The organism is Sphingomonas sp. AAP5, from assembly GCF_004354345.1.
GTDB lineage: Bacteria > Pseudomonadota > Alphaproteobacteria > Sphingomonadales > Sphingomonadaceae > Sphingomonas > Sphingomonas glacialis.
The window spans coordinates 820,519-846,712 of sequence record NZ_CP037913.1 but is presented as its reverse complement, the minus strand read 5'-3'; the positions used below and the strand labels follow the sequence as shown (position 1 = coordinate 846,712).

The window sequence follows — 26,194 nt, the reverse complement described above, 5'->3', positions numbered from 1 at the left end:
ATGTCCGCCAGCCGCACCAAATTCTACCTCGACAAGCAGAACAGCAAATGGCTGGGCGTCTGCTCGGGGATCGCCGATTACACCGGCATCGACGTGACGCTCGTCCGCGTCGGCACCGCGATGCTGACGCTGGTCACCAGCGGCTGGGTGTTGCTGGCGTACATCATCATCGCCTGCGTCGCCGACAAGAAGCCGCTCGGCCTCTACGACAGCGCCGAGGACGCCAAGTTCTGGCAGGGCGTGCGCGCCAATCCGACGCGCTCGACCGCCGAAGTCCGCAGCAAGTTCCGCGACATCGACCGTCGCCTCGCCGACATCGAGATGATGTACACCAGCCGCAACACACGCCTCGCCGACGAGATCGACAGCCTGCGCTGATCTGATCCGGGCTTGGGGCAAAGCCAAACAGGGGAAAACACATGAGCAACCTAGCACTTTTGATCCCGGTCGCGGCGATCACGGTCGGACCCGTCGCCTGGGTCGTGAACACCTGGGTCCGTGCCAAGCACGGCTATCCGATCGAGACAAAGAAGGGCGAATTGATCCACCGCGGCGACGATCTCAGCCTGACCCGCCAGACCGACCTGCTCAAGGCCGAGAACGACAAGCTGCACGGCCAGGTCAGCCGGCTCGAGGAGCGCCTCGCGGTGCTCGAACGCATCGCCACCGATCCCGCCGAGCGTGTCTCGCGCGAAATCGACGCGCTGCGCTGATCCCGAAAGGATACCGCCATGGGCTTCCCCATCGCACTGCTCATCCCGATCTTCGCGGTCTGCATCCCGCTCTGCGCCGTGATCGGCATCTTCATCGTCCGCCCGTGGCTGCGCCATCAGGAGCGCCGCATGGAGATCGAAGCGACGCTGGTCGCCGAAAAGGCCGCGCAATATGCCGCGCAGACCGAACGGCTCGAACAGCGCGTCCGCGTGCTCGAACGGATCATCACCGACCGCGGCGTCGACCTCTCGCATGAAATCGACCGGTTGCGCGACGCACCGCTCAACTAACTCTTTACAAACAAACTCTTTCTCCCCGAGGATATCATGATCGCATTCTTTATCGTGCTCGCCGTCGTTACGGCGGGGGGTGTCTGGGCGACCGAAAGCGTCGACCGCCCACGCCGCCGCAAACTTCGCGAAGCCGCCGTCCCGGCCGAATAAGCCGGTCCAGTTCCACCCTTTTGAAGGAGTGACCCAAATGAACCCGTTTGAAATGGTCGTCGCGATCATCGTCGTGGTCACGCTCGGCCGCGTGCTGATGGCGCGCTACGGCGTGGTCCACACCAAGCATGGCGAGGACGTCCGCTTCCGCGACGATCCCGCAGCCCAGGCCGAGAACGACCGGCTGCGCGACGAACTGCGGGCGATGAAGGAGCGGCTCGCCGTGCTCGAACGCCTCGCCACCGACAACAACGACAGCGGCGCCCGCCTCGATCGCGAGATCGAGAAGCTCCGCGACCGGCCCTAACCGATGACCCTTTTTGCAGGAGCAGGGATGATGACCGACCCGACCTTCTACATCACCATGGCCACCGCCGGCCTCGCCGGGCTTGCGATGCTGACCGGCGCCGCGCTGACCGGCTGGCGCGGCTGGCTCGCCTTCAAGCAGCAGGAACTCCACGCGTTCGGCGATCCGACACCAGCGCAACCGCTGCCCAATGCGAGCGCGCGGATCGAGATCGCCGACCTCAAGGAGCGCATCCGCAAGCTCGAGGCGATCGCGGCGGGCGTGGACTTGTAATCCGTCGCCCCGGCGCAGGCCGGGGCCGCTATGTCGGGCGCGCTGCACCCGCCCCGCACACAAGCCAGCGGCCCCGGCCTACGCCGGGGCGACGGTTGGGGTTGGCACCCTCGGAGGGTGCGGTATAGCAAACGCCATGCAAACCCTCGCCGATCTCGAATCCGAATATAGCTTCCTCGATGCGGACGACCGTTACCGGCTCCTCATCGATCTCGGCCGCGAGCTCGAACCGATGCCCGACGCACTCAAAACCGATGCGACCTTGGTGCGCGGGTGCTCGGCCTCGGTATGGGTCTATCCGATGGCGGAGGACGACGGCACGCTGCATTTCCTCGCCGATTCGAACGCTGCGATCACCAAGGGGATCATCGCGCTCGTGCTGCTGGCGGTGCAGGATCAGCCCGCCGCGGCGATCCTCGCCACCGACATCCCGACCGAGCTCGCGCCGTTCGATCTCAAGAACCAGCTGAGCTCGAACCGTACGCAAGGCATTCCCAACATGATCGCGCTGATCCGCGACACCGCCGCGCGCTACGCCGACGCCTGATGCCCGCGCGCGCTCAGTGCGGCACGACGAGCGGAGTCCCCGTAAAGCGCTCCGGCTGGCAGCCGAGCACCGGATCGTAGCGTACGCTGCGCCGTGCGATCAGCGGGACCGACGCGGTCACGGTGCGCGTCGCGGGATCTTCGGACAGCCGGATCGGCTCCATGCCCGGCTCGAAATCCTTGTGGCAATCGCCGAGCGGCCGGCCGCTGACATAGCGGCACCCGCACGCGACTCGCGCGGCGTAGCCGACGCCGAGCTCGAGCTGGGCGCGATGGCCACGCACCCACGCATAGCTGCCCCCCGCCACGACCAGCACCATGGCGAGCAACGACCCAAGAATCAGGCGTCTTGCATTCATCACGGCCGAGCCTAGTCTTGGTCCATGCGAATGAAAAGCCATTGGCTGATGCTGGCGAGCGCACTGCTCGCGACCGGATCGGTCGCCGCCCCTGACCCCGGCCCGCTCGCGCCGCTGTTCAGCGCCGATGTCGGCGAAACGCGCGCCGCGCTGCTGCTCCGCGACGGGCAGGTCGTCGCGAAACGCTATGCGCCGGGCTATTCCGATGCGACGCGCTTCATCAGCTGGTCGATGGCCAAGACCGTCACCGCGCTGCTCGTCGGAGACCTCGTCGCCGACGGCAAGCTCGCGCTCGATGCCCCCGCGCCGATCGCCGAATGGCACAAAGCGGGCGATCCGCGCCGTGCGATCACGCTGCGGATGCTGCTCAACATGGCGTCAGGGCTGGCGCACACCGAAGTCGGCGATCCGGTCGAAGCGTCGGACACCAACCAAGTGCTGTTCGTCAGCGGATCGCAGGCGATGGCAGCGCGCGCGATCGGTGCGAAGCTCGAGGCCAAACCCGGTGCGAAGTTCGAATACAGCTCGCTGACGACGCTGATCCTGTCGGAAATCATCACGCGCACGCTGACCGCCAGCACCGATCCCCGCGCGCGGGCACGCGCATATCAGGCGTTTGCCGAGCGCCGCCTGTTCGCCCCCGCGGGCATCACCAGCGCTCGGTTCGAATTCGACGGCGCGGGAACGCAGATCGGCGGATCGCTGATCTACATGACGCTCGACGATTATGGCCGGCTCGGCAGCGTGCTGCTCGCGGGCAAGGCGCCCGACGGCACGCAGATCGTCGCGCCCGACTGGCTCGCCTTCATGAAGACGCCGTCGCCCGACAATCGCGAATATGGCGGTCAGCTCTGGCTCAACCGGCCCGGCGGGGTCGATCGGCGACCCGCGCTGTTCCCCGGCCACGGCCCCGCCTCGTTGGTGTCGTGCCTCGGCCATCTCGGCCAGTTCGTCATCGCCTCGCCCGATCAGAAGCTCGTGCTCGTCCGGCTCGGGAAGACGCAGGATGACACGCCCACCTTCACGACGCTGCGCACCCGCCTCGGGCAGATCGTCGAGCGCATCCCGCTCGCCGCTCGGGGAGAGACCCGGCGCTAGGTGCGAGCGCAGTCGCAGCACCATGGTCGCTTAACGAATGCCAGATGGCGACGCCGGAGCGTCTAGTCTCGCGCAATGCCCTTATCGGGCGCTGCGCCAAGCCCAAGCTCGGCGGCCACCGCTGCCATCGGCAGACCTTCGCGCACCAAGAGCCACTCGCCCGGTGCCGCACCGTTCACCACCGTCACCGCACCCTTCGGACACACGCCGAGGCATTTCACTTCGATAATCCCGAGCGAGCCCTTGCGGCCCTTGGCGACGTCAAGCTCGGCGCGCAGCGCCTTGGCGAGCCCGGTCTTGCCCTTCGGCCCGAACCCGCCGCCGATCTTCTTCGAACATTTCTTGCAGACCAGCAGCGTGTTCGCCCAGTCCGAACGGACGGTCTTCAAGCCTCGGGCTTCCACTGGCGCTGCTCCTCGGCCGCTTTCAGCACGTCATACGCCGCCTGGATCGCGAGGAAGCGCGCCGCAGCCTCCTTGTCACCGGGGCGGACGTCGGGATGGTTCGACTTGGCCAGCCGCCGCCACGCCACGCGCACCGCGTCGAATTCGGCATCCACCTCGAGCTCGAGCACCTCGAGCGCGCGCATCTCGTCGCGCGATCGGCTGCCGTCACCGCGCCCCGCCCACTGATTGTGGCGCGATTCGGTATAGCCTTCGGCGGTCTGCGTCTCGGCACGCTCGCGCTCGGCGGCTTCCTCGGCGCTGAGGCCTTCGAAATAATTCCAGCCGCGATTGTACTCGCCGGCATGGACCTGGCAGAAATACCAGCGTTCCGGGCTGTTGGGCGATTTCGGCGCGGGGCAATCGCCCTTCTCGGTACAGCCGTGGCGGTCGCACAACCGCACGGTCGCGGCTTCGCTGCCAGCCTCGCCATAAGCGCGCCAGCGCGGAAAACCCCAGTCGACCGATCGTGATGATGTACGCGCCATAGCGGGCCATCTAAGCATCGCGGTGCGATAGCGCCATGACGCTTTTGTGAAACGCCCATGAAAAGCGTCGAAAACGAAAAAGCGCCAGAGGGTCTGTAAGCCGGGTTCTGTCCCCCCCGCCATGCGACGGGGATAGGCGACCATTCCTCTAGGACGACGTTTGCACGCCGCCTCAAGCAATCAACCCGGGTGACGAGCTGAAACGAAGCCCATGTGCCACCCCTATTCGATCTTGCTCCCGGTGGGGTTTACCATGCCGCTTCGGTTACCCGTCGCGCGGTGCGCTCTTGCCGCACCCTTTCACCCTTGCCTGTTCCTCGCTCCCCTTGCGGGAAGCTCGGACATCGGCGGTCTGCTCTCTGTGGCACTGTCCCTGGGGTCACCCCCGCCGGGCGTTACCCGGCACCGTCGTTCCGCGGAGCCCGGACTTTCCTCGCGTATCCAAAGATACCCGCGGCCGCCCGACCCTCTGGCTGCGCGTTCCTTAGTCGTCCCCTTGCGGCTTTGGCAACAGCAGTGCGAGCAGGATGCTGCGGCATTCGCCGTCGATCACGCCGTCGATCAGTTCGGGGCGGAAGCGCCGCTGGAACGCGACGACCGCGGCGAGCTTGTCGCGCACGTCATAGCCGAAGCGCTCGAGCGCGACGAGGAAGCCGGCATCGGCCCACATCGGATCGAGCAGCTTCTTGGTCGGTCGCGGCAAAGCGAGGCGCACCTTGGCGAGCCGGTTCCACGGGAACAGCTCCCCCGGGTCCTGCTTGCGCGCCGGCGCGATGTCCGAATGGCCGACGACGTTGCCGCGCGTGATCCCGTGGCGTTCGGTGATCCCCGCAACCAACGGGATCAGCGCATCGATCTGCTCCTCGTGGAAGGGGCGATAGCCGAATTCGTGCCCCGGATTGACGATCTCGATCCCGATGCTCGCCGAATTGACGTCCTCGATCCCGCGCCAGCACGATTTGCCGGCGTGCCATGCGCGCTTATCCTCGGGCACCATGCGCAGCACCTGACCGTCCTCGGCGATGAGATAATGCGCCGAGACCTTCGCTTCCGGGTCGCGCAGGCGGTCGATCGCCGCCTGTCCGGTCTGCATGCCGGTGTAGTGCAGCACGATCATCGACACCGGCAGCGAGCGGTCGTCGAAATTGGGCGAGGGCGTTTCGATGATCGTCATGGGGAGGTCCCTACGCAAGCCAAACCAGAGCTTAAGCACGGACGCGCGCGACAAGGAACCCCGTCAGCAACGGCTGGTGGCCGAGCTCGTCAAACGCTCGATGCGTCGCGTTCGTAGAGGCCGCGATACGTCGGGCTCGGCTGGAATGCCTCGGTCTGGCCGATTGTGGTCTCGCCCGCACCCAGCACGAGCACACCGCCGGGCTGCAGGATCGTGGCGAACCGGTCAAGGATCTGCCGGCGATCCTCGGGGGTCAGATATAGCAGGACGTTGCGGCACAGCACGACGTCGAAGCGCCCCGACGGCAGTGCGCCGGCGACCAGGTTCATCCGACGAAACGCGATGCGGCGGACGAGATCGGGCTTGGCGATCCAGTCGGTGCCATCGGTGTCGAACCATTCGACCATGCGGCGGATCGGCAACCCGCGCTGGATTTCGAATTGCGAGTAGCGCCCGCTGCGCGCCCGCGCGAGTGCCGCCTCGGACACGTCGGTGGCGATGATCTCGGGCATCGCAGCCCCGGTGAGCGCCGGCTGTTCGGCAAACAGCATTGCGAGCGACAACGGCTCCTGGCCGAACGAGCAACCGGCGGACCAGATCCGCAGCCGCCGTTCGGGATGGTCGACGCGCATCGCGGCGAGCGCTCTCGCGACCAGATCGAGCACCGCGGCGTCGCGAAAGAACGAACTCTCCTGGTTGAGCAGCGCGTCGGCGACCTGCTCGGCAATCGCCGGCGAGCGCTGTGCCGCCACCGCCAGCGCCTCGAGCGAAGCGAGCCCGAGGTCGCGCATCAACGGGGTGAGCTCGGTCTCGATCCGCCACGCGCGGTTCGCGCCGAGCTGCTGCCCGGTGCGAGACTCGAGGATCGCGGTCAGCACGCCCATCGTGCCCGCAGGTGAAGCGCGTTCGAACGGCAGGTTGAACTTCAGCGCGTCGCTGCCATCGCTCATGCCGGACGTCGCCGCGTCGCGACGATACGGCCGATCTCGGCCGGCGGCAGCAGCGCGCTGGCGAGCCCGGCCGTCGCGATCGCGCCCGGCATGCCCCACACGACCGAGCTCGCCTGATCCTGCGCGAGGACGATCCCGCCGCGATCGACCAGCCGGCGAGCACCGTCGCTCCCGTCGCGCCCCATGCCGCTCAGCACGATCCCGAGCGCGCGCGCGCCGTAAACCTCGCCGACGCTGTCGAACATCGGATCGACCGAGGGCATGCAGCCGCTCTTGCTGGCCTCGCTGGTCAGCCGGATCGCGGCGCCGTCGCCGGTGCTGACGACGCGCATATGCGCATCGCCCGGCGCGACGATCGTCCGGCCGGGGCGGATCCGCATCGAATCGGTCGCGACGTCGCACGGTCGGTCCGCCATCATCGCGACCTGGGCTGCAAAGAACGGCATGAACGAGCCCGGCAAATGCTGGGTAATCAGGATCGGCAGCGGGAACGACACGGGCAGCTCGCGCAGCAGGCTGGCGAGCGCGTGGATCCCGCCGGTCGAGGCGCCGATCGCGACGATGTCGAACCCCTGCCCCGTCGCGAGCGCAGCGCTGGCGCCATCCGATTCGGGGCGTCGCGGCGACAGCCCAAACGGCGTCTCGGCGGGGGTTTCGACCGCCAGCAGGCGGCGCAGCTTCTCGACGATCGCAACCGAGAACCGCCCCGCGAAATCGCCCACGCCGGGCTTCATCAGCGTGTCGGCCGCGCCGAGCGCGAGCGCCTCGATCGTCGCGGCAGCGCCTTCGGCGGCAGCGGACGAGACGATCAGCACCTTGGCCCCCTGCCCCGCGACGATCAGATCGGGCAGTGCCGCCAGCCCCGAGGTCCCGGGCATTTCAATATCGAGCACGACCGCATCGACCGGTGTCGCGCGCAGAAACGCGAGCGCCGCGTCGGCGTTCGAGACAGCGCCCGCGACGATGAAGCGCCCGCCTTCCAGCGCCCGCGCGATCACCGCGCGCGCCACGGCCGAATCATCGACGATCAGCACCCGAGGCGAGTCGTCGATGGTGCGTCCGGCGTTGATGGAGGGGGCCAGGGGCATCACGCGCCCTCAGGCCATGCCGACAATCTGAAGCTTGCTTTCGAGCGTTTCACGGTCGAACGGCTTCATGACATATTCGTCGGCACCCGCCTCGATCGCGGCGCGGATGTGCGCCATCCCGTTCTCGGTGGTGCAGAACACCACCTTGGGCCGGCTTTCGATCGCGCTGTCGCGCAGCGCGCGCAGGAAATCCATGCCGCTCATCACGGGCATGTTCCAGTCGAGCAGCACGACGTCGGGCGCGCAGGCGAGGCACGAATCGAGCGCCTCGCGGCCATCGCCGGCTTCGGTGACACGAAAATTGAGCGTCTCCAGAATGTGGCGGGCGACCTTGCGGATCACCTTCGAATCGTCGACGACGAGGCAGGTTTTCATGAATTCACCCTGTTAGAGCACGCTATGACGGACTTTGCCCGAAATGCGTAAGCGTCCCGTTAATCTCACGCCGCAAGCGCCAGTCCGCGCGGAATGAGCGCCGCCAGGCCGATCGCGAGGATCGGCTCGCCGTCGCGCTCGATGATCCCGCGCCCGACGGTCAGCCATCCCTTGTCGAGCACGATCCCCGCCGCCAGCGGCGCGAGTTCGAACGGCGCGACATCGTCGAGCGCATCGACCAGCACCGCATAATGGTGCCCCTCGACGATCGTGATCACCGCGCGCGTCGCAGCGGTCGTCCCGGGCTCGAGCCCGAGCGCGGCACGCGTGTCGATTACGGTCACCACGCGGCTGCGCAAAGCGGCAAGCCCGCGGACGTGATGGTCGGCGCGCGGCACCGGGATGATCGTCCCGATATCGACCACCGATTCGACCTGGTCCGATTCGATCGCGACGATGCGACCGGCGATCTGCGCGATCAGGAAGAGTGGCATCAGCGGCCTCCTGCCGAGCGCGCGACCGCCGCCAGCACGGCGGGGCGATCGTAGCGGAAAATCGTGTCGCTGGCGCCTTCGGCCTCGCGCCGCAGCCGGACGACCGGGATCTGGCTCGCCGACGGCGCGGCGTCGCTTTCCATCCGCACCAGCACGCGCGGCACTTCGCCCGGGCGAAGCGCATCGGTGACGCGGTATCCCGACGCTTCGAGCACGGGCTTGAGAAAGGTCGTCATCCACGCCGATTCGGCGCTGTCGAGCAGGCACAACGGCGCGTCGGGCTCGGCCTCGCCGCCGCCGTGCGCCGAGAAGATCCAAAACAGGTCGAGCACTTCGATCTGCTCGCCGTCGATCGCGACGACGCCGGCGATCGGCCCGACCGCATGCGCCGGCACGATCGCGCTCGGCAATTCGACGATGTCGAGCGCTTCCTTGATCGCATAGGCGATCTCGGTCGCGCCGTCGCGCAGCCGCAGCACCGAGACCGTCGGCAGCGCCGCCCATTCGCCGAGCGCGACGAGCGGGATGATCCCCCCCTCGACCGATAGCCGCAACCGCCCCGCCGACATGCGGATCGCACCCGTCGCGACGGGTTCGACGCGGTCGATCACCGATAGCGGCACGATCCGGCGGCACCCGTCGAGATCCTCGAACAGCAAGGCCTGCACCCCCGGCACGGCCTCGACCACGGCGTCCTCGTCGGCCGCGGTCGCGCGCGTGAACACCAGCCCGGCGACGTGCGCGATTCCCGCACAATCGAGCATCAGCATCGGCAGCCCGCTGTCGGGCAGCGTCTGGCCGGCATAGATCCCCGTCGCCATGATCGCGGGCGCGGCGGGCTTGATGACCAGTTCCTCATGATCGAGCACCGCGTCGACCGCGAGCGCATAGCTCCCCCCCGACACGCTGACGATGACGAGCATCGCCGGGTCGAGCGGCGCAAAGCCGAGCATATCGCTCAAATCGATCAGCGGCATCCGCCGGTCGCGCACCGTCGCGGTCAGCGTATCGCCGATCCGGTCGATCCGGATCGTCTGCCCGCCCACGCGGACGATCTCCTCGATCGCCTGCCGCGAGATCGCAAAGCGCTGGTCGCGCACGCCGACGCCGATCGTCGACATGATCGACAGCGTCAGCGGCACATGGATCGCGATCCGCAGGCCCGTCCCCGGCGTGTTGAACAGTTCGATCCGCCCGCCGATCTGTTCGACATTGGCGCGGACCACGTCCATCCCGACGCCGCGCCCCGAGATCGCGGTGACGACCGTCTTGGTCGACAGGCCGGGCTCGAAGATCAGGTCGAGCTTCGCTTGTGGGCTCAGCGCGCGCAACTCGGCCTCGCTGCGGCGGCCCTCCTGCGCGATCTTGGCGATCAGCGCATCGACGTCGATCCCGCGCCCATCGTCGCAAATCTCGATGATGATCTGGTTGCCCGACTGCCGGGCGGAAACGTTGAGCCAGCCATTCTCGCGCTTCTTCGCCAGACGGCGGAGCGCGGGCGGCTCGATCCCATGGTCGATCGAGTTGCGGATGATGTGGACGAGCGGATCGCGCATCATCTCGATCATCTCGCGGTCGAGCTCGACGTCGCTCCCCTCGATCTGCAGCGTCACCGACTTGCCGAGCTCGGCCGCGGTATCGCGCACCATCCGCGGCAAAGCCGAGAACAGCGCATCGATCTTCTGCATCCGGGTCCGCGTGACGGTATCGCGCATCTCGGCGACGGTCAGCGACAGCCGCTCGAGCGCCGCCTCGACGCTCGGGTCGGCGCCATCGTCGCGCAGCCGCCGCGCGAGCTCGTTGCGCGCCAGCACCATGTCGGACATGCCGCTCATCATCCGGTCGAGCAGGTCGACGTTCAGGCGCACGCTGCGGCTCGGCGCGCGGCTCGGTGTAACCACGCTCACCGGCGCGGCGGCCTGCGCGCCGGAATCGAGCGCGGCGACGAGCAGATCCTCCCCCGAATCATCGACGGCATGGCCGGCATCGATCGCCTCGACCAGTTCGCCGATCCGGTCGACGATGGCGAGCACGGCGTTGACGAGCGCGGTATCGGGGGTGCGCTCGCCCGCGCGGACCGCGGCGAGCACGTCCTCGGCGGCATGGCTCAGCCGCGCAAGTCGCGGCAGGTCGAGAAAGCCGCAGCTGCCTTTGACGGTGTGGACGAAGCGAAAGATCGAATCGAGCCGGTCACGGTCGCCCGGCGCTGATTCCCACGCGACGATCTCGCCCGAGAGTGCCTCGAGCGTCTCGCGCGTCTCCGCGATAAATTCCTGTAAAAGGTCGTCCATGAGTCCCCGCGAAACGCTACGGAAGACCATGGCCGAAGAATGGTTAAGGGCGGGTATAGCGTCCCGAATTGCGCCGCCCGCGCCGGGGCTTGGCGGTCGCGGGGGGTCAGCCGGCCTTGAACGCAGCCCCGAACAGCAGCACCGCATCGCCCGGATCCGATACCTGCACGCCGCCCCCGCCCTCGGCGACGAGCGCATGGACGAGATAGGCCGCGGCGGCGCGCGGGGTGATGACGGCATCGCCCTGCGTGCCCGTCAGCGCGGCGCGCATCTCGCCATCGAGCACGATCCGCGGGCCCGCTGCGCGCACCACGATCTCGATCTGCCCATCCACGCTCTCGGCCCCGACATCGAGCTGCCCGCCGCGCACCAGCGCGTCGCCGGCGATCAGCGCGAGGTTGAGCAGCACCTTGATCGCAGGCTTGGGCAGCGTCGCATCCTCGACCAGCCAGCCGAGCTTGACGCGGTGCCCGTCGCCGAACAGCCCCTCGATCGCGGCACGCGCCTCGCGCGCGTCGACGGTCTCGCCAAAGCCGCCCGCCGCGCCGAACGCGAGCCGGAAGAATTTGAGCTTGTTGGCCGACGCCTTGGCGCTTTCGCTGAGCAGTTCGAGACAGCGCGCGCGCATCTCGGGATCATGCTCGTCGGCGAGCAGTTCGAGCCCGTTGTTGAGCGCACCCACCGGGCTCAGCAGATCGTGGCAGAGCCGCGAGCAGAGCAGGCTGGCGAAGTCGACGGAGGTCATCGTCATGAGATAAGCGGCTTTCGGGTCACACGGTGTCGGTTCTTCTTACGCCGCAGGGCGCTTGGTGCAAGCGGCGTGGGGTGGGAAGCCCGGTATCGGCGCGCGCGCGGTGGCTAGCCTGGTACGCCTGCGACGGTCGGCGTTCGCTGCCGCCACCCAAAACCGCCACCGAGGCGAAGGTCGCGGTCGCCCCGTTTGCGATCCGCCGCGCGCCGCGCGACATATCGACCCCGGCTTTCACCGGGGCGATGAATGTCTGGGTTTGGTGGTGAGCCGACTGTCCGCTTTTGGACAGGCGAATGCGGATAGCTGACGTAGTCGAGCGCCGCCGGCTTTCCCAAAAAAGGATGGTTCAAGAGAACGCCGACACGTTGATGGTCATGCACACCTCTTAACGTTTGGTAGCTGCCTCGCGCCGAGCTGCGACGATAGCGTCAATTTTCCGATTTGACTTATCTTCTACGCACGCAACCAACTGCCTTCTGCTCACCACCCCCTCGGTCATGCATTGCTGCGCAACACCACACGGAATAGCATCGAGTTCTACTTCGCCCGATGGGCGCGTTACCCGGCAGCTTGCAAGGGTCACTATCCCGCCCCGCTTTTTCAGCTTCATATCGACATCAATACGGCGCAGCTTGTTTGCAAGTACCACGATATCTGGATCTATAGGCGTGACTGGCGAGGTTTCAGATTGCAGCGCGAACAGCAGCGACAGGATCATATAGCGGACGACCTCAAAAGCCTCAGGACTTGCAGGCGGTCTCTCGATCAGCCCACGACAAGGTCTCCGTTAGCAGAGATTTGTGGACGCGCATGATAAATGGCTGTCACCTGATCGCGCTCTGCCGCGGCGGACCGCCGATGCCGTTTTCAAGAACCTGATGGTTAGCGGTCGAACGCTTCAGGAGAACCGGGGCGGGATAGCTGCCGTCAGGTACGCTATGCGGGTGCTGCTCGTCGCGCGACACTATCGATCTTCCCTGCGATCTGCTGCCACACACCAACAGGAAGGTCATGTCCCATGCCAGCGATGAGCAAGAGTTCGGCCTCCGGAATAGAAGCGGCTGTGTCCCGGCCGCAGTCCGGCAAGAACAATGGATCGTCATTTCCATGAATGACCAGCGTGGGTGCAGTAACAGCCGACAGCCGAGCGCGCCGATCTCCGGTCACGCCAACGGCCGCGATCTGGCGGCCCGTTCCGGCGGGATCGTAGGCACGGCTGAGTTCTTCCGAAGCCAGCGCACGGTGGGCTTCCTCGTCGAAAGGGTATCCCGAGCCCGCTATGCGTCTGGCGAAGGCCGAACTTCGCGACAGGAAGCCTGCTCGGTCGAAGGAAGGGTCGGGCATCGGCTGCATCATCATCGCCATGGCATCTGGTGCTGCCTGCGGGAGCGCTGGGTTGCCCGTGCTCGACATAATCGAGGTGAGCGATAGGACGCGACTAGCGTGCTCGCTGGCCATGATTTGAGCGATCATGCCTCCCATGGACCGGCCAACGATGTGAGCTTGCGCAATCCCCAGCGCGTCCATCAGTCCGATCGCGTCTGCCGCCATGTCGTAGAGCGTGTACGGGACCTCCGGTCGTTCTCCCGCCCCAAGCGCTGCAGCTAGCGCGCCGAAATTCACGGCCGGGTAAGCGTCGAGGTGCGTCGAATAGCCGGCGTCCCGGTTGTCGAAGCGCACCACGCGATAACCCAGGGCTACGAGGTGGGCGCAGAACGGGGCGGTCCAGCGGATCATCTGGGTGCCAAGTCCGGCGATCAGGAGGACAACCTCACCGTTCGTATTGCCGAAGCTCTCCCAAGCCAGTTCGATCCCGTTTGCTTTGGCAATGTCCATGATCGACGCTCTCTCTTGTTCGGTCGCTCGCCGAGATCTGTTTACGACGGCCTGCGCTTACTAGAGAAAATGTCGTGCAGATGCGAACGCCCGGAATTAGAAAGACATTTCAGCCGGCCTATGTCCATTATTGGGCGAAAACAGACATGGCCCTGTCCTACAAGGCGGCCGCCATGGTATAGCGTGCACGGCTCTTTGAAATCGTCAGACCTGCGCGACCGCATTGGCGCCAAAACGGAAACGATCGCCGGTGTAAACACCATGTCCAGGGGTCAATCGAGTCAACCTCCGCACGGTTCGTCGCACGCGCAGCGGCGGATCGCGCTACAGCGTCCAGATAACCACGTTCCCCACCAGCACCGCCGCCATCACCAGCATGAGCACACCCTTGCGGACGTTCTGACGCTTGGCGATCAACATGCCGCCGCCGATCAGGCAGGCGAAGGCGGCGAGCATGGCAAGAGCAGGCGCAAGGCCTTCGAGGGCGGTCATGGAGAACCCTAACCGTTAGGCCCACGCCAAGTCGACCCTTCCCGATCCCCCGGCACCGCGAAGATCAGTCCGTCCCGGCCAGCACCGCACCATACGCCGCCAGATCGACATTCCCGCCCGACAGCAGCACCAGCAGCCCCGGCTCGACCGCCACCTTCCCACTCAACACCGCCGCCAGCGCCACCGCGCCGCCCGGCTCGACCACCAGCCGCAAGCGCTCCGCCGCCCAGCGTTGTGCGGCGCGGATCTCCGCCTCGCTCACCGCAACCCCCGTCGCGCCCCGCCGCGCGAGCACATCGAAGGTCAGCCCCGACACCCGCATCGTCTGCAACGCGTCGCACGCGGTCGGCGGCGGCGAATCGCCGACGGGCTCGATCCACCCCGCCTCGAGCGAACGCCGCATGTCGTCCCACCCCGCGGGCTCGACCACGGTGACGTCCGCGTTGGGCAAGGCCAGCGCCAGCCCCGCTGCGAGCCCGCCGCCGCCGCACGGCACCACCACGCGAGCAGCACTCCCCAGCCCCGCCGCCGCCATCTGCGCGGCCGCTTCGATCCCGGCGCTGCCCTGCCCCTCGATCACCCACGGATCGTCGAAGCTCGGCACGAGCACCGCGCCCCGCGCCTCGGCGAGTCGCGCGGCGATCGTCTCGCGGCTCTCGGTCTTGCGGTCGTAGCTCACCACCTCGGCCCCCAGCGCGAGCGTCCCCTCGCGCTTGGCCTTGGGCGCATCGGCGGGCATCACGATCGTCGCGGGCATTTGCAGCCGCCGTGCTGCCCACGCGACTCCCTGCGCGTGATTCCCCGATGAAAAGGCGACCACGCCTTTGCTCCGCAAATCGGGCTCGATCGCGGTCAACCGATGCCACGCCCCACGCAATTTGAACGCGCCCATCGGCTGCAGACACTCGGCCTTGAAAGCGACCGCAACGCCTTGAATATCCACGACGAACAGCGGCGTTGCCGGCACCACCGCAGCGACCTTGGCGGCGGCGTCGCGCACCCCTGCCCGGGTCGGCTGTCTTAAAATCGTCACGTGTCACCTCCGGGGGGTCCAAAACCGCTTTACATTGAAAAAGCACGACCCTATTTCGCCCATCCGCTGCCCCATGGGACTTCCAACCGCAAGGCAGTGTTTTCGTGAACTTGTCTGCGGACATTGGAGGTCCCTTGAATTGCACAATCTACATCGCGCGCTGGGGTTAGCGACCACCCCTTCGACTGCCGTTACCGGCATCGACATCGCTAAGCAGAAGCCGGTCCAGCCGGTTACGCTCGTTCGTCCGCACGCTGCTGCGCGTGCGGCCCGGTTCTTCGCGGAGAAGTTCCCGGGTCGCTCGATGTATGCGGTCAAGGCGAACCCCTCGCCGGATCTGTTGAAGATCCTGTGGGACAGCGGAATCACGCATTACGACGTGGCATCGATCGCCGAAGTACGGCTGGTGGCGTTGACGCTGCCGGACGCGACCCTGTGCTTCATGCACCCGGTCAAGGCGCCCGAGGCGATCCGCGCGGCCTATTTCGACTATGGCGTGAAGACGTTCTCGCTCGACAGCGTGGAAGAGCTGGAGAAGATCGTCGACGCGACCGATGGCGCCGAGGACCTGACGCTGTGCGTCCGGCTTCGCGTCTCGTCGGAGCATAGCAAGCTGAGCCTCGCCTCGAAGTTCGGCGCGGCGCCGGGCGAGACCAAGGACCTGCTGTTCCGCGCTCGCCAGGCGGCGGATGCGCTCGGCATCTGCTTCCATGTCGGATCGCAAGCGATGACGCCCGAAGCCTATGCCAATGCGATGGAGCGCGTCCGCGCGGCGATCGTCGAGGCAGCGGTCACGGTCGACGTGATCGACGTCGGCGGTGGGTTCCCGTCCTCCTATCCGGGGATGGAGCCGCCTCCGCTCGAGCGCTATTTCGAGACGATCCACCGCACGTTCGAATCGCTGCCGGTCAGCTATTCGTCCGAGCTGTGGTGCGAGCCCGGCCGTGCGCTCTGCGCCGAGTACAGCTCGATCGTGGTGCGCGTCGAAAAGCGTCGCGGCGATGAGCTCTACATCAACGACGGCGCGTACGGCGCGCTGTTCGATGCGGCGCATATCGGCTGGCGTTTCCCGGTCGAGCTGCTGCGCGAGCCCGAGAGCCGCTCGAAGGATATGCCGTTCAGCTTCTACGGCCCGACCTGCGACGACATGGACCATATGGTGGGGCCGTTCTACCTCCCCGCCGACGTCAAGGCCGGCGACTATCTCGAGATCGGGATGCTCGGCGCTTACGGGTCCGCGATGCGCACCGCGTTCAACGGCTTTGGTTCGGACGAGACGGTAATCGTCTCTGACGAGCCGATGGTGTCGCTGTACGGCGAAGAGGTGTATGGCGACGAACAGCCAGAGGTCGCTTCGAACGTCGTCACGCTGTAACAGGCCAAGTCCATTACGATCCGTCACCCCAGCGAAAGCTGGGGTCTCCCGGAAGCGCGCGTCTCGCCCGCCCCCGGAGATCCCAGCCTTCGCTGGGATGACGGCTGTTTGCTAGGGAGTTTTCCATGAACGACATGTCCAACCGCAAGGCCGAGCTCCTCTCGACCACCGTCGAGCATATCGACATCACCAAGTTCGACGCGCGCCCGATCGTCGACGCGATGAAGAAGATGAGCTTCACCAGCCGCGACCTCGGCCGCGCGACCGACATCTACAATCAGATGCTCGCCGACAAGGATTGCTCGATCTTCCTCGTCATCGCCGGTTCGACCTCGGCTGGCGGCTGCATGGATCTCTATGCCGAGCTGCTGCGCAACAACATGATCGACGGCGTCGTCGCGACCGGCGCGTCGATCGTCGACATGGATTTCTTCGAAGGCCTCGGCCACAAGCATTACCAGGCGCTCGAAGTGCCCGACGACGACACGCTGCGCTCGCTGCTGATCGACCGGATCTACGACACGTATATCGACGAAGAGCAGCTCCAGGATTGCGACCACACGATCCTCGAGATCGCCAACTCGCTCGAGCCGCGGCCCTATTCGAGCCGCGAGTTCATCCGCGAAATGGGCAAGTATCTCGTCGAAAACGGCAAGAAGGAGAACAGCCTCGTCAAGCTCGCTTATGAGCATGACGTGCCGATCTTCTGCCCGGCCTTCGTCGACTCGTCGGCGGGCTTCGGTCTGGTCAAGCATCAGGTCGACCGCGCCAAGGAGGGCAAGCCCTATATGGTGCTCGACGCGATCGCCGATTTCCGCGAGCTGACCGACATCAAGATCAAGGCGGGTGTCACTGGCCTGCTGATGATCGGCGGCGGCGTGCCGAAGAACTTCATCCAGGACACCGTCGTCTGCGCCGAGATCCTCGGCCATGACGACGTGCAGGTCCACAAGTACGCGGTGCAGATCACCGTTGCCGACGTGCGCGACGGTGCCTGCTCGTCCTCGACGCTGCAGGAAGCGGCCTCGTGGGGCAAGGTCAACACCGGCATCGAGCAGATGGTGTTCGCCGAAGCCGGCTCGGTCATGCCGCTCCTCGCCTCGGACGCCTACCACCGCGGCCTGTGGAAGGACCGCGTCAAGCGTCGCTGGGGTGCCAGCTTCGACTGATTGCGTTGCAAAGCAAGACTAACTGAGGCAGCCTCCCCCGAGCAATTGGGGGAGGCTTTTTCATGCACAGCGAGATTTTGAAACCGGTCGTGGCGATGATCGCCTGGACGCTGGTGATGCTGCTGTGGATGTTGGCGACGCGCCTGCCGGCGATGAAGGCGTCGGGGATCGATCTCGGCACGCTGGTCGGCACAAAGCCCGCCGATGCCGACCGCGGGCTGCCGCCCAAGATCCAGTGGGTCGCGCACAATCACAATCACCTGATGGAACAGCCGACGCTGTTTTACGCGGTGTGCGGGGTGATCGCGCTGACCGGCACTGGTGACGGCGCGAACGCCTGGATCGCCTGGGCCTATGTCGCGTTGCGGATCGCGCACAGCATCTGGCAGGCGACGATCAACAAGGTCTCGGTGCGGTTCGCATTCTTCCTCGGCAGCTCGCTGATGCTCGTCGCGTTGACGCTGCACGCGGCGCTGGCGGTATTCCGCTAGCTCAGCCGAACAGCCGCGCCATCGCGCGTTCGAGCATCACCAGCTGCCACAGCGTCCGCCCATGATCGGCGCGGCCGCTGCGGTGGTCGTCGGCGAGCTGCGCGATCGTCGGGGCGTTGAACCAGCCCGTTCCTGCGAGCACGCGCGATGATGCGAGCCGCGTCGCCTCATCCGCCAGCGCCCCGCGAAACCAGGCGCTGATCGGCGTTACGAAGCCCATCTTCGGGCGATACAGGATGTCCTTGGGAAGATAGCGCTCCATTGCTTTCTTGAGCAGCCACTTCCCCTGCCCACCATGCAGCCGCATCCCGACAGGGAGTTTTGCGGCGAACTCGACCAGGCGATAATCGAGCAGCGGCTCGCGCGCCTCGAGGCCGACTGCCATGCTCGTACGATCCGCCTTGGTCAGGATGTCGCCGGGCAGCCAGTGCTGGAAGTCGGCATATTGCGCACGGTCGAGCGCGTCGCGCGCCGGCGCATCGCGCATCGAGCGGACATAGCGATCCTCGGCACGGTGCCCGCCAAGCGCCGCCCTCGCGGCATCGGTGAACAGCGCCGCGCGCAACGCCGGCGTCGTCACGCCGACCGAGCGCGCATAGCCCTCTGCGCCATCCTCGGCGAGCGCGAGCAAGGTCGTCTTGGCGCGCAGCGGTCGCGGCGCCCAATCGGCCTTGGGATACCAGCGGCCGAGCGTGCCGAACACATTGGTGCGGACCGACGCCGGCACCAGCCCCCGCACGCGCTCCTCGGCCGCCTGAAACTTGTAGCGCCGATAGCCCGCAAACGCCTCGTCCGCCCCGTCGCCCGACAGCGCGACGGTGACGTCCTCGCGCGAAAGCTCGCACACGCGGTAGGTGGCGAGCGCCGAGGCATCGGCGAAGGGCTCGTCGAACGCATGGACCAGCGTGTCGATCAGCGAGAAATCGTCCGCCGCCACCACCCGCTCGCGATGCTGCGTCGCGAAGCGCTGCGCGATCTCGTCGGCGTATTTGCGCTCGTCGAGGCTGCTCTCGTCAAAACCGATCGTGCACGTCCGCACCGCTCCGCGCGACGCCTCGGCCATCAGCGCGACCACCGCCGAGCTGTCGACCCCGCCCGACAGGAACGCGCCGAGCGGAACGTCCGACACCATCCGCGACGTCACCGCCTCGCGTAGCAGCGCGGTCAGTTCGTCCTCGAGCGCCTTGGCCGATCCGGTCGCGCGCTTCGAGAAGTCGACATCCCACCAGCGCGACGGCGCCGGCACCGGCTTGCCGCGCTCGATCAGCAGGCAATGCCCCGCGCGCAGTTTCTTGACCCCCGAGACCAGGCACGCATCGTCGGGCACATAGCCGAACGCCAGATAATCCTCGACCGCGCGGATGTCGGGCACGCGCCGCACCAACGGATGCGCGAGCAGCCCTTTCAATTCCGACGCGAACGCCACCGCGCCATCGGCCAGTTCGACATAATGGAGCGGCTTTACCCCCAGCCGGTCGCGCGCGAGGAACAGGCTCTGTCGCCGCGCATCGTGGAGCGCGAACGCGAACATGCCGTTGAGCCGGTCGAGCATCGCCGGCCCCCATGCCGCCCAGCCGTGAAGCAAAACCTCGGTATCGCCAGCGGTGACGAACACCGCGCCCAACGCCTGCAGCTCGGCGCGAAGCTCGGCGAAATTGTAGATCTCGCCATTATAGGTGACGGTCAGCGCGCCGTCCTGGCTCGCCATCGGCTGCGGCGAGCCGACGACGTCGATGATCGACAAGCGCCGATGGCCGAGCCCGACGCCCGGTGCAGTCCACACGCCCGAGCCGTCGGGCCCGCGATGCGCCTGCGCGTCGGCCATCGCCTGAATCCGCGCGGGATCGACCGGCTTGGGGGTCGCGGGATAATAGAGACCGGCGATGCCGCACATCAGCGCGACATCCCGGCGGCACGATCGGCCACACGCTCGATCGGACCGAGCGCCGCGATGAAGCGCGTCATCGCCGCCCGCGCGTCATGCCCCGGCAGAATCTCGGCCGAGACGTGCACCGCCACCGCGCGCTGCGGCCCACCGAGCAGCTTGGCCTTCAGCGTTTCCAGTTTCACGATCGGCCCCTTGGTCGTCAGCGCATCGCCGACACGGTACCACGTTACGATCTGCCGCTCGACCGGGCCAGGGGCGCTGACGCGGATCACCGACCCACCCGCAAGATCGGGCAGATCCTCGACACGGAGCCACACATCGTCCTCACGGATCGGCCCGACGCCGAACGCGACGATCTCCTTGCCCTCCTGCTGGCTGCCATAGACCGCGATCGCCAGATCGACCGTCTCGCCCGCCGCATCGGCATAGCGCCCGAGCAGAAAATGGTCGGCGCCCGGATAATTGGGGGACCAGGCCGCGCGCGTACTCGTCGCGACGCGGTGCCAGCCCGGCACCTCCGGCAGCGCGATCTCCGCCGGCAGACTTTGCGCCCGCCCCGCGATCGCGCTCGACCAGGCCGGGAACACCGCCGCGACCGCGAGCACGAGCGCGGCTGCGACCACCGCGTCGAGCCGCAATCGCGGGACGCTCTGCAGCTTTGCGGGATCGAACACCGGCGCATCGGGCGCGCGGTCGAACCAGCGCCAGCCGATCGCCAGCGTCGCCGCCATCACCAGCCCGAAGAACACCCAGCCATAGACGATATGGTCGAACCCCGTCGCTTGCTCGACCGAGCTATGATACGCCGCAAAGATCGTCGCGAACGCGCGCACGCCGTTGGCGACCACCGGCACGATCACCGACACCAGCAGGAACAGCGCACGCCGTTTCCACGACACGAAGCAGACGTTGGCGACGAGCGTGCCATAGGTGATCATCGCGATCACGAACTTCGCGCCCGAACACGCCTCGGCCACTTCGAAATAGCCGTTGGGGATCGTGATCAGCACGCCATCGACTTGCGCGGGCACACCGAACAGATGGAGCAGCGGCATCGTCATGCCGACGGTCACGCGCTGCAACGGCTCCTCGAGCCCCTCGCCGAAGGGCACGAGGAACACCGCATAAGCGAGCGGGAAGAGCAACGCGCGCGCAACATTGGGGCCGAGCAGCGTCACCACCGTCCCCTGCAGCATCATCACGATCCCGAGGTGCCGCGCGAGCGCGACGCCGCCAGCATCGCCGAACAGCCAGCCGAGCCCGCCAAGCGCGACGATCGCCAGCCCGGGCGCCCAGGCAATCGGCGCGACTTGCGCGAGCTCGCCGCGGCGCTGCCACACCAGCCAAGCGAGCACCGGGGTGATGAACAGGCAATGCCCGAAAGTCGTGCTCGTCCACCAGATCGTCGTCAGCGCAGCGACATCGCTCCGGAACAGCGCGAGCAACGCGACAGCGACGACCGACAGGATCACCGTCTGCCGCCGCCACAGCGGCGCGAGCGACGCGCGCGAGTCCGCAGACGCGGGCACGGGCATCGCGATCGTCACCGGCTCAGGCCGCGGAGCGGCGCGGCGGCGCCTTGACGCTGATCCCGAGGATCGCATCGAGCGGCGCGAGCCTTGCTTCCCAGCTGTAGCGCGCCTGCACCTGCGCGCGGGCGTCGCGGCCCAGTCGTCCCGCTGCGGCAGGATCGTCGAGCAGCGCGATCACCGCATCGGCGATCTCGCCGACGCTCTCGCCGACGCGCAGCGTGTCGGCATGGTCGATCCCCTCCGCCGCGGCGCGCGACGCGACCACCGGCCGCGCCATCGCCATCGCCTCGAGCACCTTGTTCTGTATGCCGCGCGCGAGCTTGAGCGGTGCGACGACGACCGACGCCGCGGCAAGCCAGCCGCGCACATCGGCGACTTCGCCGGTGACGATCACGCCGGGCTGCTTGCCAAGCGCCTTGACCGCCTCGCTCGGCGCGCGCCCGACGATCGCGAAGCGCGCGTGCGGAAAGCGCATGCGAATGTGCGGGAAGATCGCCGCGACGAACCAGCTCACCGCTTCGATATTGGGGCGATAATCCATCTGCCCCGTGAAGACGATCAACGCCTCGATCGCCTCGATCTGCGTGAACGAGGCGTCGGGTGCAAAGACGTCGGTGTCGATGCCATTTTCGACGACATGGACGCGCTCCGCGCCACTGCGCTTGCGAAACAGCTGCGCCTCGGCCTCGCTGACGAACAGGCTGGCATCGGCGCGCGCGGCGATCGCGCGTTCGTACTGGAACAGTAATCTCGCCTCGCGCTGCATCACCCACGCCATAGGGCCGCGGCCTTCCTTCGCATAGGCGGCGAACTTGGCCGAATCCATGTCGACGAAGTCCATGATGACCGTCTGCCGCGGGCGCGCCGGGAGATATTGCGCCATCTGGCTCGAGAAAACGTAGATCGTGTCGATCGCATGGCGCTCGAGCAGCGCCTCGACCGCGCTCCGCAGCGACCGGCTGTCGAACGACGTGAGCGAAGTCGGCTTGCGCGTCAGCAGCGCCTCGATCGCTGCCTGCACGCGCGACTTGGAGCGCCAGATGATCGAACGGTTGCCGGTCATCTTGGCGAGCCCGGTCTCGCCGGCGAGATCGCGCGTATCGTCGGCAAAGGCGATCAAATGGACGCGTTTGCGTGCCGACAGATATTTGAGGATGTGGAAGCCACGGATCTTGTCGCCACGGTCGGGCGGATACGGCACGCGGTGGCCGAGAAAGAGGATGTCTCCCATCAGCCGAGGCCACGTGAGATGTGCGGGCCAAGCTGGTTCGCCACCCACAGCGGCAGCTTCTTCCACAGGTCGACCTTGCGCGAATAGCGCGGATCGAGCGGATTGATCTCGCGCGCCTCGGTGCCGACCGCGGCGCGCTTGGCGTAGGGCAGCGCGACGCCCTCGAATCCCCAATTCTTCTTGAACGCGGCAGGGCCGGTCCCGGCCTTCGAGCGACCGAAATCGAAGCGCGTGCAGCCGCGTGACCGGGCGTGCGCCATCAGCGCGAAATACATCCGGTCATTGGCGCGAAGCCCGCGTGCGGCGTGCGTGCCGCCGCCCCAATACGGATAGACGGTCCCGTTGAAATAGACGCTGAGCACCGCCGCGACGGGCTCGCCGTTCGCGCGGACGGTGAGGATGTCGGCATCGTCGCCGAACTGATCGAGCACCGCGCGGAACAGCCGCTTAGGGAATACCGGCGTGCCGAGGTTGCGGACCGATTCGGCATAGACCGCATAATGCGCCTTGAGGTCGGCGGGCGCGCTTCCGATCGCGACCTCGAGATCGGCGTCGAGCGCCTTGCGCACCTCGGCGCGCTGCTTGCGCGGGATCGCGAGCAGTTCGTCGGCATCGCTCGCCGCGAGATCGCGCGCAAAGCCGAGATAGGTGGTCGTGTCGATTTGCCAGCCCTTGGCCGGGATCGGTCCGCCGCGCAGTTCGAGCGTTGGGCAGCCGAGCCGCTCGGCCAGCGCCCACGCCGCGTCGGCCAGCGCAGGGATCGCCGCAACTTTCGTAACGAGGATACCGCCACCGACCGCGAAGCCGTTCGACACCAACGCCCTGCCGAACAGCGGCGAGCGGATCTCGGTCAAAGGGAGCATGCCGACGATCGCCCCGTCGGCATGCTCGGCGACGAGCGTGTGGCTGGTCTGCCCGCAGCCTTGCGCGACGCCGAGACTCCACGCCGGCAGGTGGAACGGCGTCGCCTCAGGGTGCGCCCGCAAGAACGCGTCGACCCGCGTCCGCGCGTCGGGCTCCCGCAAATCGATCGCCCGGACGCCGACCGGCGCGGCGAGCAACGGCGCTGTCACGCGACTGGCTCGCGCGCCCGCGCCGGCAGATCGAGCGCCGCGACGACGGCGTCCATCCGGCCCCAGTCATGCCGGCCGATCAAGCCGCGCAGCTTGCCCGCCATCGCGCCGAGCCGACTGTAATGCCGCAGCTTCGATTTCGCGGGCGCGTTGGCGACGCGTGGCTGGCCGGGATCGATCTCCCACGGGTGGAAATAGAAGATCGCTGGCTGCGCCTCCCGGCTGACCTGGCGTACCGCATAATCGGTGAGGGCTGCCGGAAAGAGCCGGAAGAAGCCCCCGCCCGTCGCCATCCGGCGCGCGCCGAATTCGGCGACGGTCACCGGCACTTCGATCAGCGGCGAATCGGCAAGCGGGCGGAAGGCGTAGCGCGAAGCTTCGGGCCAGCCGTAATGGTCATGCTTGAGCGGCGCGACGCTCGATGAATAGGCATAGCCCTCCTCGGCGAGCACATCGTACGCCCAGGGCGTGCGCGCATCGATCGAGAAGCTCGGCGCGCGGTAGCCGGTGACGGCGACGCCCGCAGCATCCTCGAGCGCTGCGCGCGCGCGGCCGATGTCGGCGCGGAACCGCGCGGCATCGAGCGTGAAGACTCGGTCATGGTCCCAGCCGTGGCTCGCCACCTCATGCCCCTGCTCGACGATCCGCCGGATCAAGGCCGGGTAGCGCTGCGCCACCCAGCCGAGCGTGAAGAAGGTCGCCTTGACGCCGCTTTCGCCGAACAGCGCGAGCACCGCATCGGTGTTGCGCTCGACGCGCGGCGTGAGCGAATCCCAGTCGCGTTTGTCGATCACCGTCTCGAACGCGCCGACCTGAAACCAGTCCTCGATATCGACCGTCAGCGCGTGGCGCATCGGCTCAGTCCTCGTCATGCTGCATGGCAAGGCCCGGCGCCTGTCCCGACTCCGCCCAGTCGACGAGCAACTTCAACACGCGCCGCAGCGCGACGTCCTGCTCCTCGACGCGCGCAGTGAGCGCAGCGACTTGCTCGGCGAGGGTAGTGTCGGGCTCCACGTCTGTCGATGCAATGGGCTCCTCGCGCGGCGCGATCGGCGGATGGTCCTCCGCGTCGTCGGCGATAGGCCGCACTTTGAATGCGGGCACCGGGAGCACTTCCGGGACAGGCTCACTGACCGCGAGCACGACCGGATCGGGCGCATGCGGCGTTTCGTCTTCCGCTTCGAGGTCGGGCCCGGGCTCGGGCTCGGGCTCCAACTTGAAGTCCGGCTCCAGCTCCGGCTCCGGTTCTGAGTCCAGCTCGGGCTCAAGCTCCGGTTCGGGTTCAGGTTCCACATCCGCCACCGGCTCGGGTGCAGCGACCGGATCCGAGTGCGGCACGGCCGGTGCATCCGGTTCGGGCACCAGGCTCGGCACGGGTTCGGCTTCCGGCGTCGCGACCAGCGCTTCGCGTTCGGGGATCGCAATCGCCTTCACGCCGGGCATGTCGCCCGCAATGTCGGCAAGCACGGTCGCCACCGCGTGCGCGTCGATCGTCTCGAGCTGCTCGATCGCTGCGTAGAGCAGGACGCGCCCGGCCAGTTGGTTGAGCCGCCGCGGCACGCCGTCGGTGCCATCGTAAAATGCCGCATGGGCGCCGGGCGTGAAGCCCGGGCGCCCGGTCCATCCCGCCACGGCGAGGCGATGGCGCATATAGGGTTCGACCTCGTCCCGCTCCATCGGATCGAGATGGTGGACCGCGATCACGCGCTGCCGGAGCTGTTCGAGCCGGTCCGACCCGTGCAGCCGCTCGCGAAACTCGGGCTGGCCGAGCAGGAAGATCTGCAGCAGTGCATGGCTGCCGGTCTGGAAGTTCGAGAGCATCCGCAGCTCTTCGAGGCTCGACACGGGCAGCGCCTGCGCTTCGTCGACGATCAGCAGCGTACGGCGTCCGGCACGCGCGGTCGCGCGCAGCCCGCGCTCGATCGCGACGAGCAATTGCGCCTTGGTCAGCCCGTCGCTCTCGATCTCGAGCCCGCCCGCGACGATCCGCAGCAGATCCTCGGCCTCGATCTGCGTCGAGACGATCTTGATGACGTGGAGCCGAGTCGCATCGACGGTATCCATCAGATGGCCGACCAGCGTCGTCTTGCCCGCGCCGACATCGCCCGTGATGACGATGAAGCCCTCGCCCTGCGCCAGGCCATAGCCGAGATACGCCATTGCCTTGCGATGCGTCGCGGTCTCGAACCAGAAGCGTGGGTCGGGCGTCAGCTGGAACGGGCGACCGCGCAATCCATAATAGTCTTCGTACATGCTGCTATCCCCGCAATGACAGAAATC

The 26,194-nt window shown here is 67.1% G+C and carries 30 protein-coding genes and 1 other RNA gene; 10 read left to right on the top strand and 21 right to left on the bottom strand.

Translation table 11 applies throughout. From position 1 onward, the window contains the following. The 6 genes from pspC to E2E30_RS03905 all read left to right on the top strand — a co-directional run bounded on the left by pspC (window position 1) and on the right by E2E30_RS03905 (window position 2,284). Window positions 1-378, top strand: a complete 378-nt coding sequence (gene pspC, locus E2E30_RS03930; protein ID WP_133187445.1) for an envelope stress response membrane protein PspC — start codon at window positions 1-3, stop codon at window positions 376-378. A gap of 41 nt (window positions 379-419) precedes the next feature. Continuing rightward, window positions 420-713 (top strand): hypothetical protein, encoded by a 294-nt coding sequence (locus tag E2E30_RS03925; protein WP_133187443.1) that lies wholly within the window; start codon window positions 420-422, stop codon window positions 711-713. Between the two features lie 18 nt (window positions 714-731). Further along, a complete protein-coding gene (locus E2E30_RS03920) occupies window positions 732-1,004 on the top strand; it encodes a hypothetical protein (protein WP_133187440.1) in 273 nt (90 codons plus the stop codon). Between the two features lie 190 nt (window positions 1,005-1,194). Continuing rightward, a complete protein-coding gene (locus E2E30_RS03915) occupies window positions 1,195-1,464 on the top strand; it encodes a hypothetical protein (protein WP_133187438.1) in 270 nt (89 codons plus the stop codon). Between the two features lie 30 nt (window positions 1,465-1,494). Then, window positions 1,495-1,737: a hypothetical protein gene (locus tag E2E30_RS03910; protein WP_133187436.1), complete on the top strand. Its 243-nt coding sequence runs from the start codon at window positions 1,495-1,497 to the stop codon at window positions 1,735-1,737. A 136-nt stretch (window positions 1,738-1,873) separates the two neighbouring features. Next, window positions 1,874-2,284 (top strand): SufE family protein, encoded by a 411-nt coding sequence (locus E2E30_RS03905; protein WP_133187434.1) that lies wholly within the window; start codon window positions 1,874-1,876, stop codon window positions 2,282-2,284. A gap of 13 nt (window positions 2,285-2,297) precedes the next feature. Here the strand turns inward: E2E30_RS03905 and E2E30_RS03900 are convergent, their stop codons facing one another. Continuing rightward, window positions 2,298-2,642, bottom strand: coding sequence for a hypothetical protein (locus tag E2E30_RS03900; protein WP_133187432.1), 345 nt, complete (start codon window positions 2,640-2,642; stop codon window positions 2,298-2,300). A gap of 30 nt (window positions 2,643-2,672) precedes the next feature. Here E2E30_RS03900 and E2E30_RS03895 point away from each other — a divergent pair, with 30 nt between their 5' ends. Beyond that, entirely contained in the window at window positions 2,673-3,740 is a 1,068-nt protein-coding gene (locus tag E2E30_RS03895; RefSeq protein ID WP_165954449.1) for a serine hydrolase domain-containing protein, read from the top strand. A 62-nt stretch (window positions 3,741-3,802) separates the two neighbouring features. Here E2E30_RS03895 and E2E30_RS03890 read toward each other — a convergent pair whose 3' ends face one another. From E2E30_RS03890 to E2E30_RS03830, 14 genes are all read right to left on the bottom strand, one after another. Then, entirely contained in the window at window positions 3,803-4,129 is a 327-nt protein-coding gene (locus tag E2E30_RS03890) for a hypothetical protein (protein ID WP_133187428.1), read from the bottom strand. Beyond that, window positions 4,126-4,671 carry a J domain-containing protein gene (locus E2E30_RS03885; RefSeq protein ID WP_133187427.1) on the bottom strand — a complete coding sequence of 182 codons (546 nt, stop codon included), beginning with the start codon at window positions 4,669-4,671 and terminating at the stop codon, window positions 4,126-4,128. Before E2E30_RS03885 ends, E2E30_RS03890 begins: the two co-directional genes overlap by 4 nt. Window positions 4,672-4,751: 80 nt before the next feature. Further along, an RNA gene (gene rnpB, locus E2E30_RS03880) (RNase P RNA component class A) lies at window positions 4,752-5,144 on the bottom strand. Window positions 5,145-5,155: 11 nt separating this feature from the next. Further along, window positions 5,156-5,845, bottom strand: a complete 690-nt coding sequence (locus E2E30_RS03875; protein WP_133187425.1) for an N-acetylmuramoyl-L-alanine amidase — start codon at window positions 5,843-5,845, stop codon at window positions 5,156-5,158. Window positions 5,846-5,934: 89 nt separating this feature from the next. Beyond that, the gene (locus E2E30_RS03870; RefSeq protein WP_133191916.1) at window positions 5,935-6,729 is read right to left on the bottom strand and encodes a CheR family methyltransferase; all 795 of its coding nucleotides are present in this window, start codon (window positions 6,727-6,729) and stop codon (window positions 5,935-5,937) included. A gap of 62 nt (window positions 6,730-6,791) precedes the next feature. Continuing rightward, the gene (locus E2E30_RS03865; protein ID WP_133187423.1) at window positions 6,792-7,883 is read right to left on the bottom strand and encodes a chemotaxis protein CheB; all 1,092 of its coding nucleotides are present in this window, start codon (window positions 7,881-7,883) and stop codon (window positions 6,792-6,794) included. Window positions 7,884-7,892: 9 nt separating this feature from the next. Continuing rightward, complete coding sequence (locus tag E2E30_RS03860; RefSeq protein WP_133187421.1) at window positions 7,893-8,258, bottom strand: response regulator; 366 nt, start codon at window positions 8,256-8,258, stop codon at window positions 7,893-7,895. 65 nt (window positions 8,259-8,323) lie between these two features. Continuing rightward, window positions 8,324-8,752, bottom strand: a complete 429-nt coding sequence (locus E2E30_RS03855) for a chemotaxis protein CheW (RefSeq protein ID WP_133187419.1) — start codon at window positions 8,750-8,752, stop codon at window positions 8,324-8,326. Then, window positions 8,752-11,043, bottom strand: a complete 2,292-nt coding sequence (locus E2E30_RS03850) for a chemotaxis protein CheA (RefSeq protein WP_133187417.1) — start codon at window positions 11,041-11,043, stop codon at window positions 8,752-8,754. The genes E2E30_RS03855 and E2E30_RS03850 overlap by 1 nt, the downstream gene beginning before the upstream one ends. Before the next feature lie 106 nt (window positions 11,044-11,149). After that, window positions 11,150-11,794, bottom strand: coding sequence for a histidine phosphotransferase family protein (locus E2E30_RS03845; protein WP_133187415.1), 645 nt, complete (start codon window positions 11,792-11,794; stop codon window positions 11,150-11,152). 385 nt (window positions 11,795-12,179) lie between these two features. Then, window positions 12,180-12,512 carry a hypothetical protein gene (locus E2E30_RS03840; RefSeq protein ID WP_133187413.1) on the bottom strand — a complete coding sequence of 111 codons (333 nt, stop codon included), beginning with the start codon at window positions 12,510-12,512 and terminating at the stop codon, window positions 12,180-12,182. 218 nt (window positions 12,513-12,730) lie between these two features. Further along, complete coding sequence (locus E2E30_RS03835) at window positions 12,731-13,630, bottom strand: alpha/beta fold hydrolase (RefSeq protein ID WP_133187403.1); 900 nt, start codon at window positions 13,628-13,630, stop codon at window positions 12,731-12,733. A gap of 324 nt (window positions 13,631-13,954) precedes the next feature. Continuing rightward, window positions 13,955-14,122, bottom strand: coding sequence for a hypothetical protein (locus E2E30_RS20695; protein WP_165954448.1), 168 nt, complete (start codon window positions 14,120-14,122; stop codon window positions 13,955-13,957). 64 nt (window positions 14,123-14,186) lie between these two features. Then, window positions 14,187-15,155 (bottom strand): threonine ammonia-lyase, encoded by a 969-nt coding sequence (locus E2E30_RS03830; RefSeq protein ID WP_240699021.1) that lies wholly within the window; start codon window positions 15,153-15,155, stop codon window positions 14,187-14,189. A 139-nt stretch (window positions 15,156-15,294) separates the two neighbouring features. On the opposite strand from E2E30_RS03830, the gene E2E30_RS03825 reads away from it, so the two are divergent. The 3 genes from E2E30_RS03825 (at window position 15,295) to E2E30_RS03815 (ending at window position 18,190) form a co-directional block, all read left to right on the top strand. Beyond that, window positions 15,295-16,530: a type III PLP-dependent enzyme gene (locus E2E30_RS03825; RefSeq protein WP_133187401.1), complete on the top strand. Its 1,236-nt coding sequence runs from the start codon at window positions 15,295-15,297 to the stop codon at window positions 16,528-16,530. A gap of 125 nt (window positions 16,531-16,655) precedes the next feature. Next, on the top strand, window positions 16,656-17,699 hold the full coding sequence (locus E2E30_RS03820) for a 1,9-bis(guanidino)-5-aza-nonane synthase (protein WP_133187399.1): 1,044 nt from the start codon (window positions 16,656-16,658) through the stop codon (window positions 17,697-17,699). 62 nt (window positions 17,700-17,761) lie between these two features. Next, a complete protein-coding gene (locus tag E2E30_RS03815) occupies window positions 17,762-18,190 on the top strand; it encodes an MAPEG family protein (RefSeq protein ID WP_133187397.1) in 429 nt (142 codons plus the stop codon). 1 nt (window position 18,191) lies between these two features. On the opposite strand, the gene E2E30_RS03810 is transcribed toward E2E30_RS03815, so the two are convergent. The 6 genes from E2E30_RS03810 to E2E30_RS03785 are packed head-to-tail and all read right to left on the bottom strand — an operon-like array spanning window position 18,192 to window position 26,167. Further along, on the bottom strand, window positions 18,192-20,084 hold the full coding sequence (locus E2E30_RS03810) for an XrtA/PEP-CTERM system amidotransferase (RefSeq protein WP_133187395.1): 1,893 nt from the start codon (window positions 20,082-20,084) through the stop codon (window positions 18,192-18,194). Further along, complete coding sequence (gene xrtA / locus E2E30_RS03805) at window positions 20,084-21,613, bottom strand: exosortase A (RefSeq protein WP_133191914.1); 1,530 nt, start codon at window positions 21,611-21,613, stop codon at window positions 20,084-20,086. Before xrtA ends, E2E30_RS03810 begins: the two co-directional genes overlap by 1 nt. A 16-nt stretch (window positions 21,614-21,629) precedes the next feature. Next, entirely contained in the window at window positions 21,630-22,841 is a 1,212-nt protein-coding gene (locus E2E30_RS03800; RefSeq protein ID WP_133187393.1) for a TIGR03087 family PEP-CTERM/XrtA system glycosyltransferase, read from the bottom strand. Next, a complete protein-coding gene (locus tag E2E30_RS03795; RefSeq protein ID WP_133187391.1) occupies window positions 22,841-23,914 on the bottom strand; it encodes a FemAB family XrtA/PEP-CTERM system-associated protein in 1,074 nt (357 codons plus the stop codon). The genes E2E30_RS03800 and E2E30_RS03795 overlap by 1 nt, the downstream gene beginning before the upstream one ends. Then, complete coding sequence (locus E2E30_RS03790; RefSeq protein ID WP_133191913.1) at window positions 23,911-24,768, bottom strand: XrtA system polysaccharide deacetylase; 858 nt, start codon at window positions 24,766-24,768, stop codon at window positions 23,911-23,913. The genes E2E30_RS03795 and E2E30_RS03790 overlap by 4 nt, the downstream gene beginning before the upstream one ends. A 4-nt stretch (window positions 24,769-24,772) precedes the next feature. Continuing rightward, window positions 24,773-26,167 carry an XrtA/PEP-CTERM system-associated ATPase gene (locus tag E2E30_RS03785; protein ID WP_133187389.1) on the bottom strand — a complete coding sequence of 465 codons (1,395 nt, stop codon included), beginning with the start codon at window positions 26,165-26,167 and terminating at the stop codon, window positions 24,773-24,775. Window positions 26,168-26,194 lie beyond the last annotated feature (27 nt).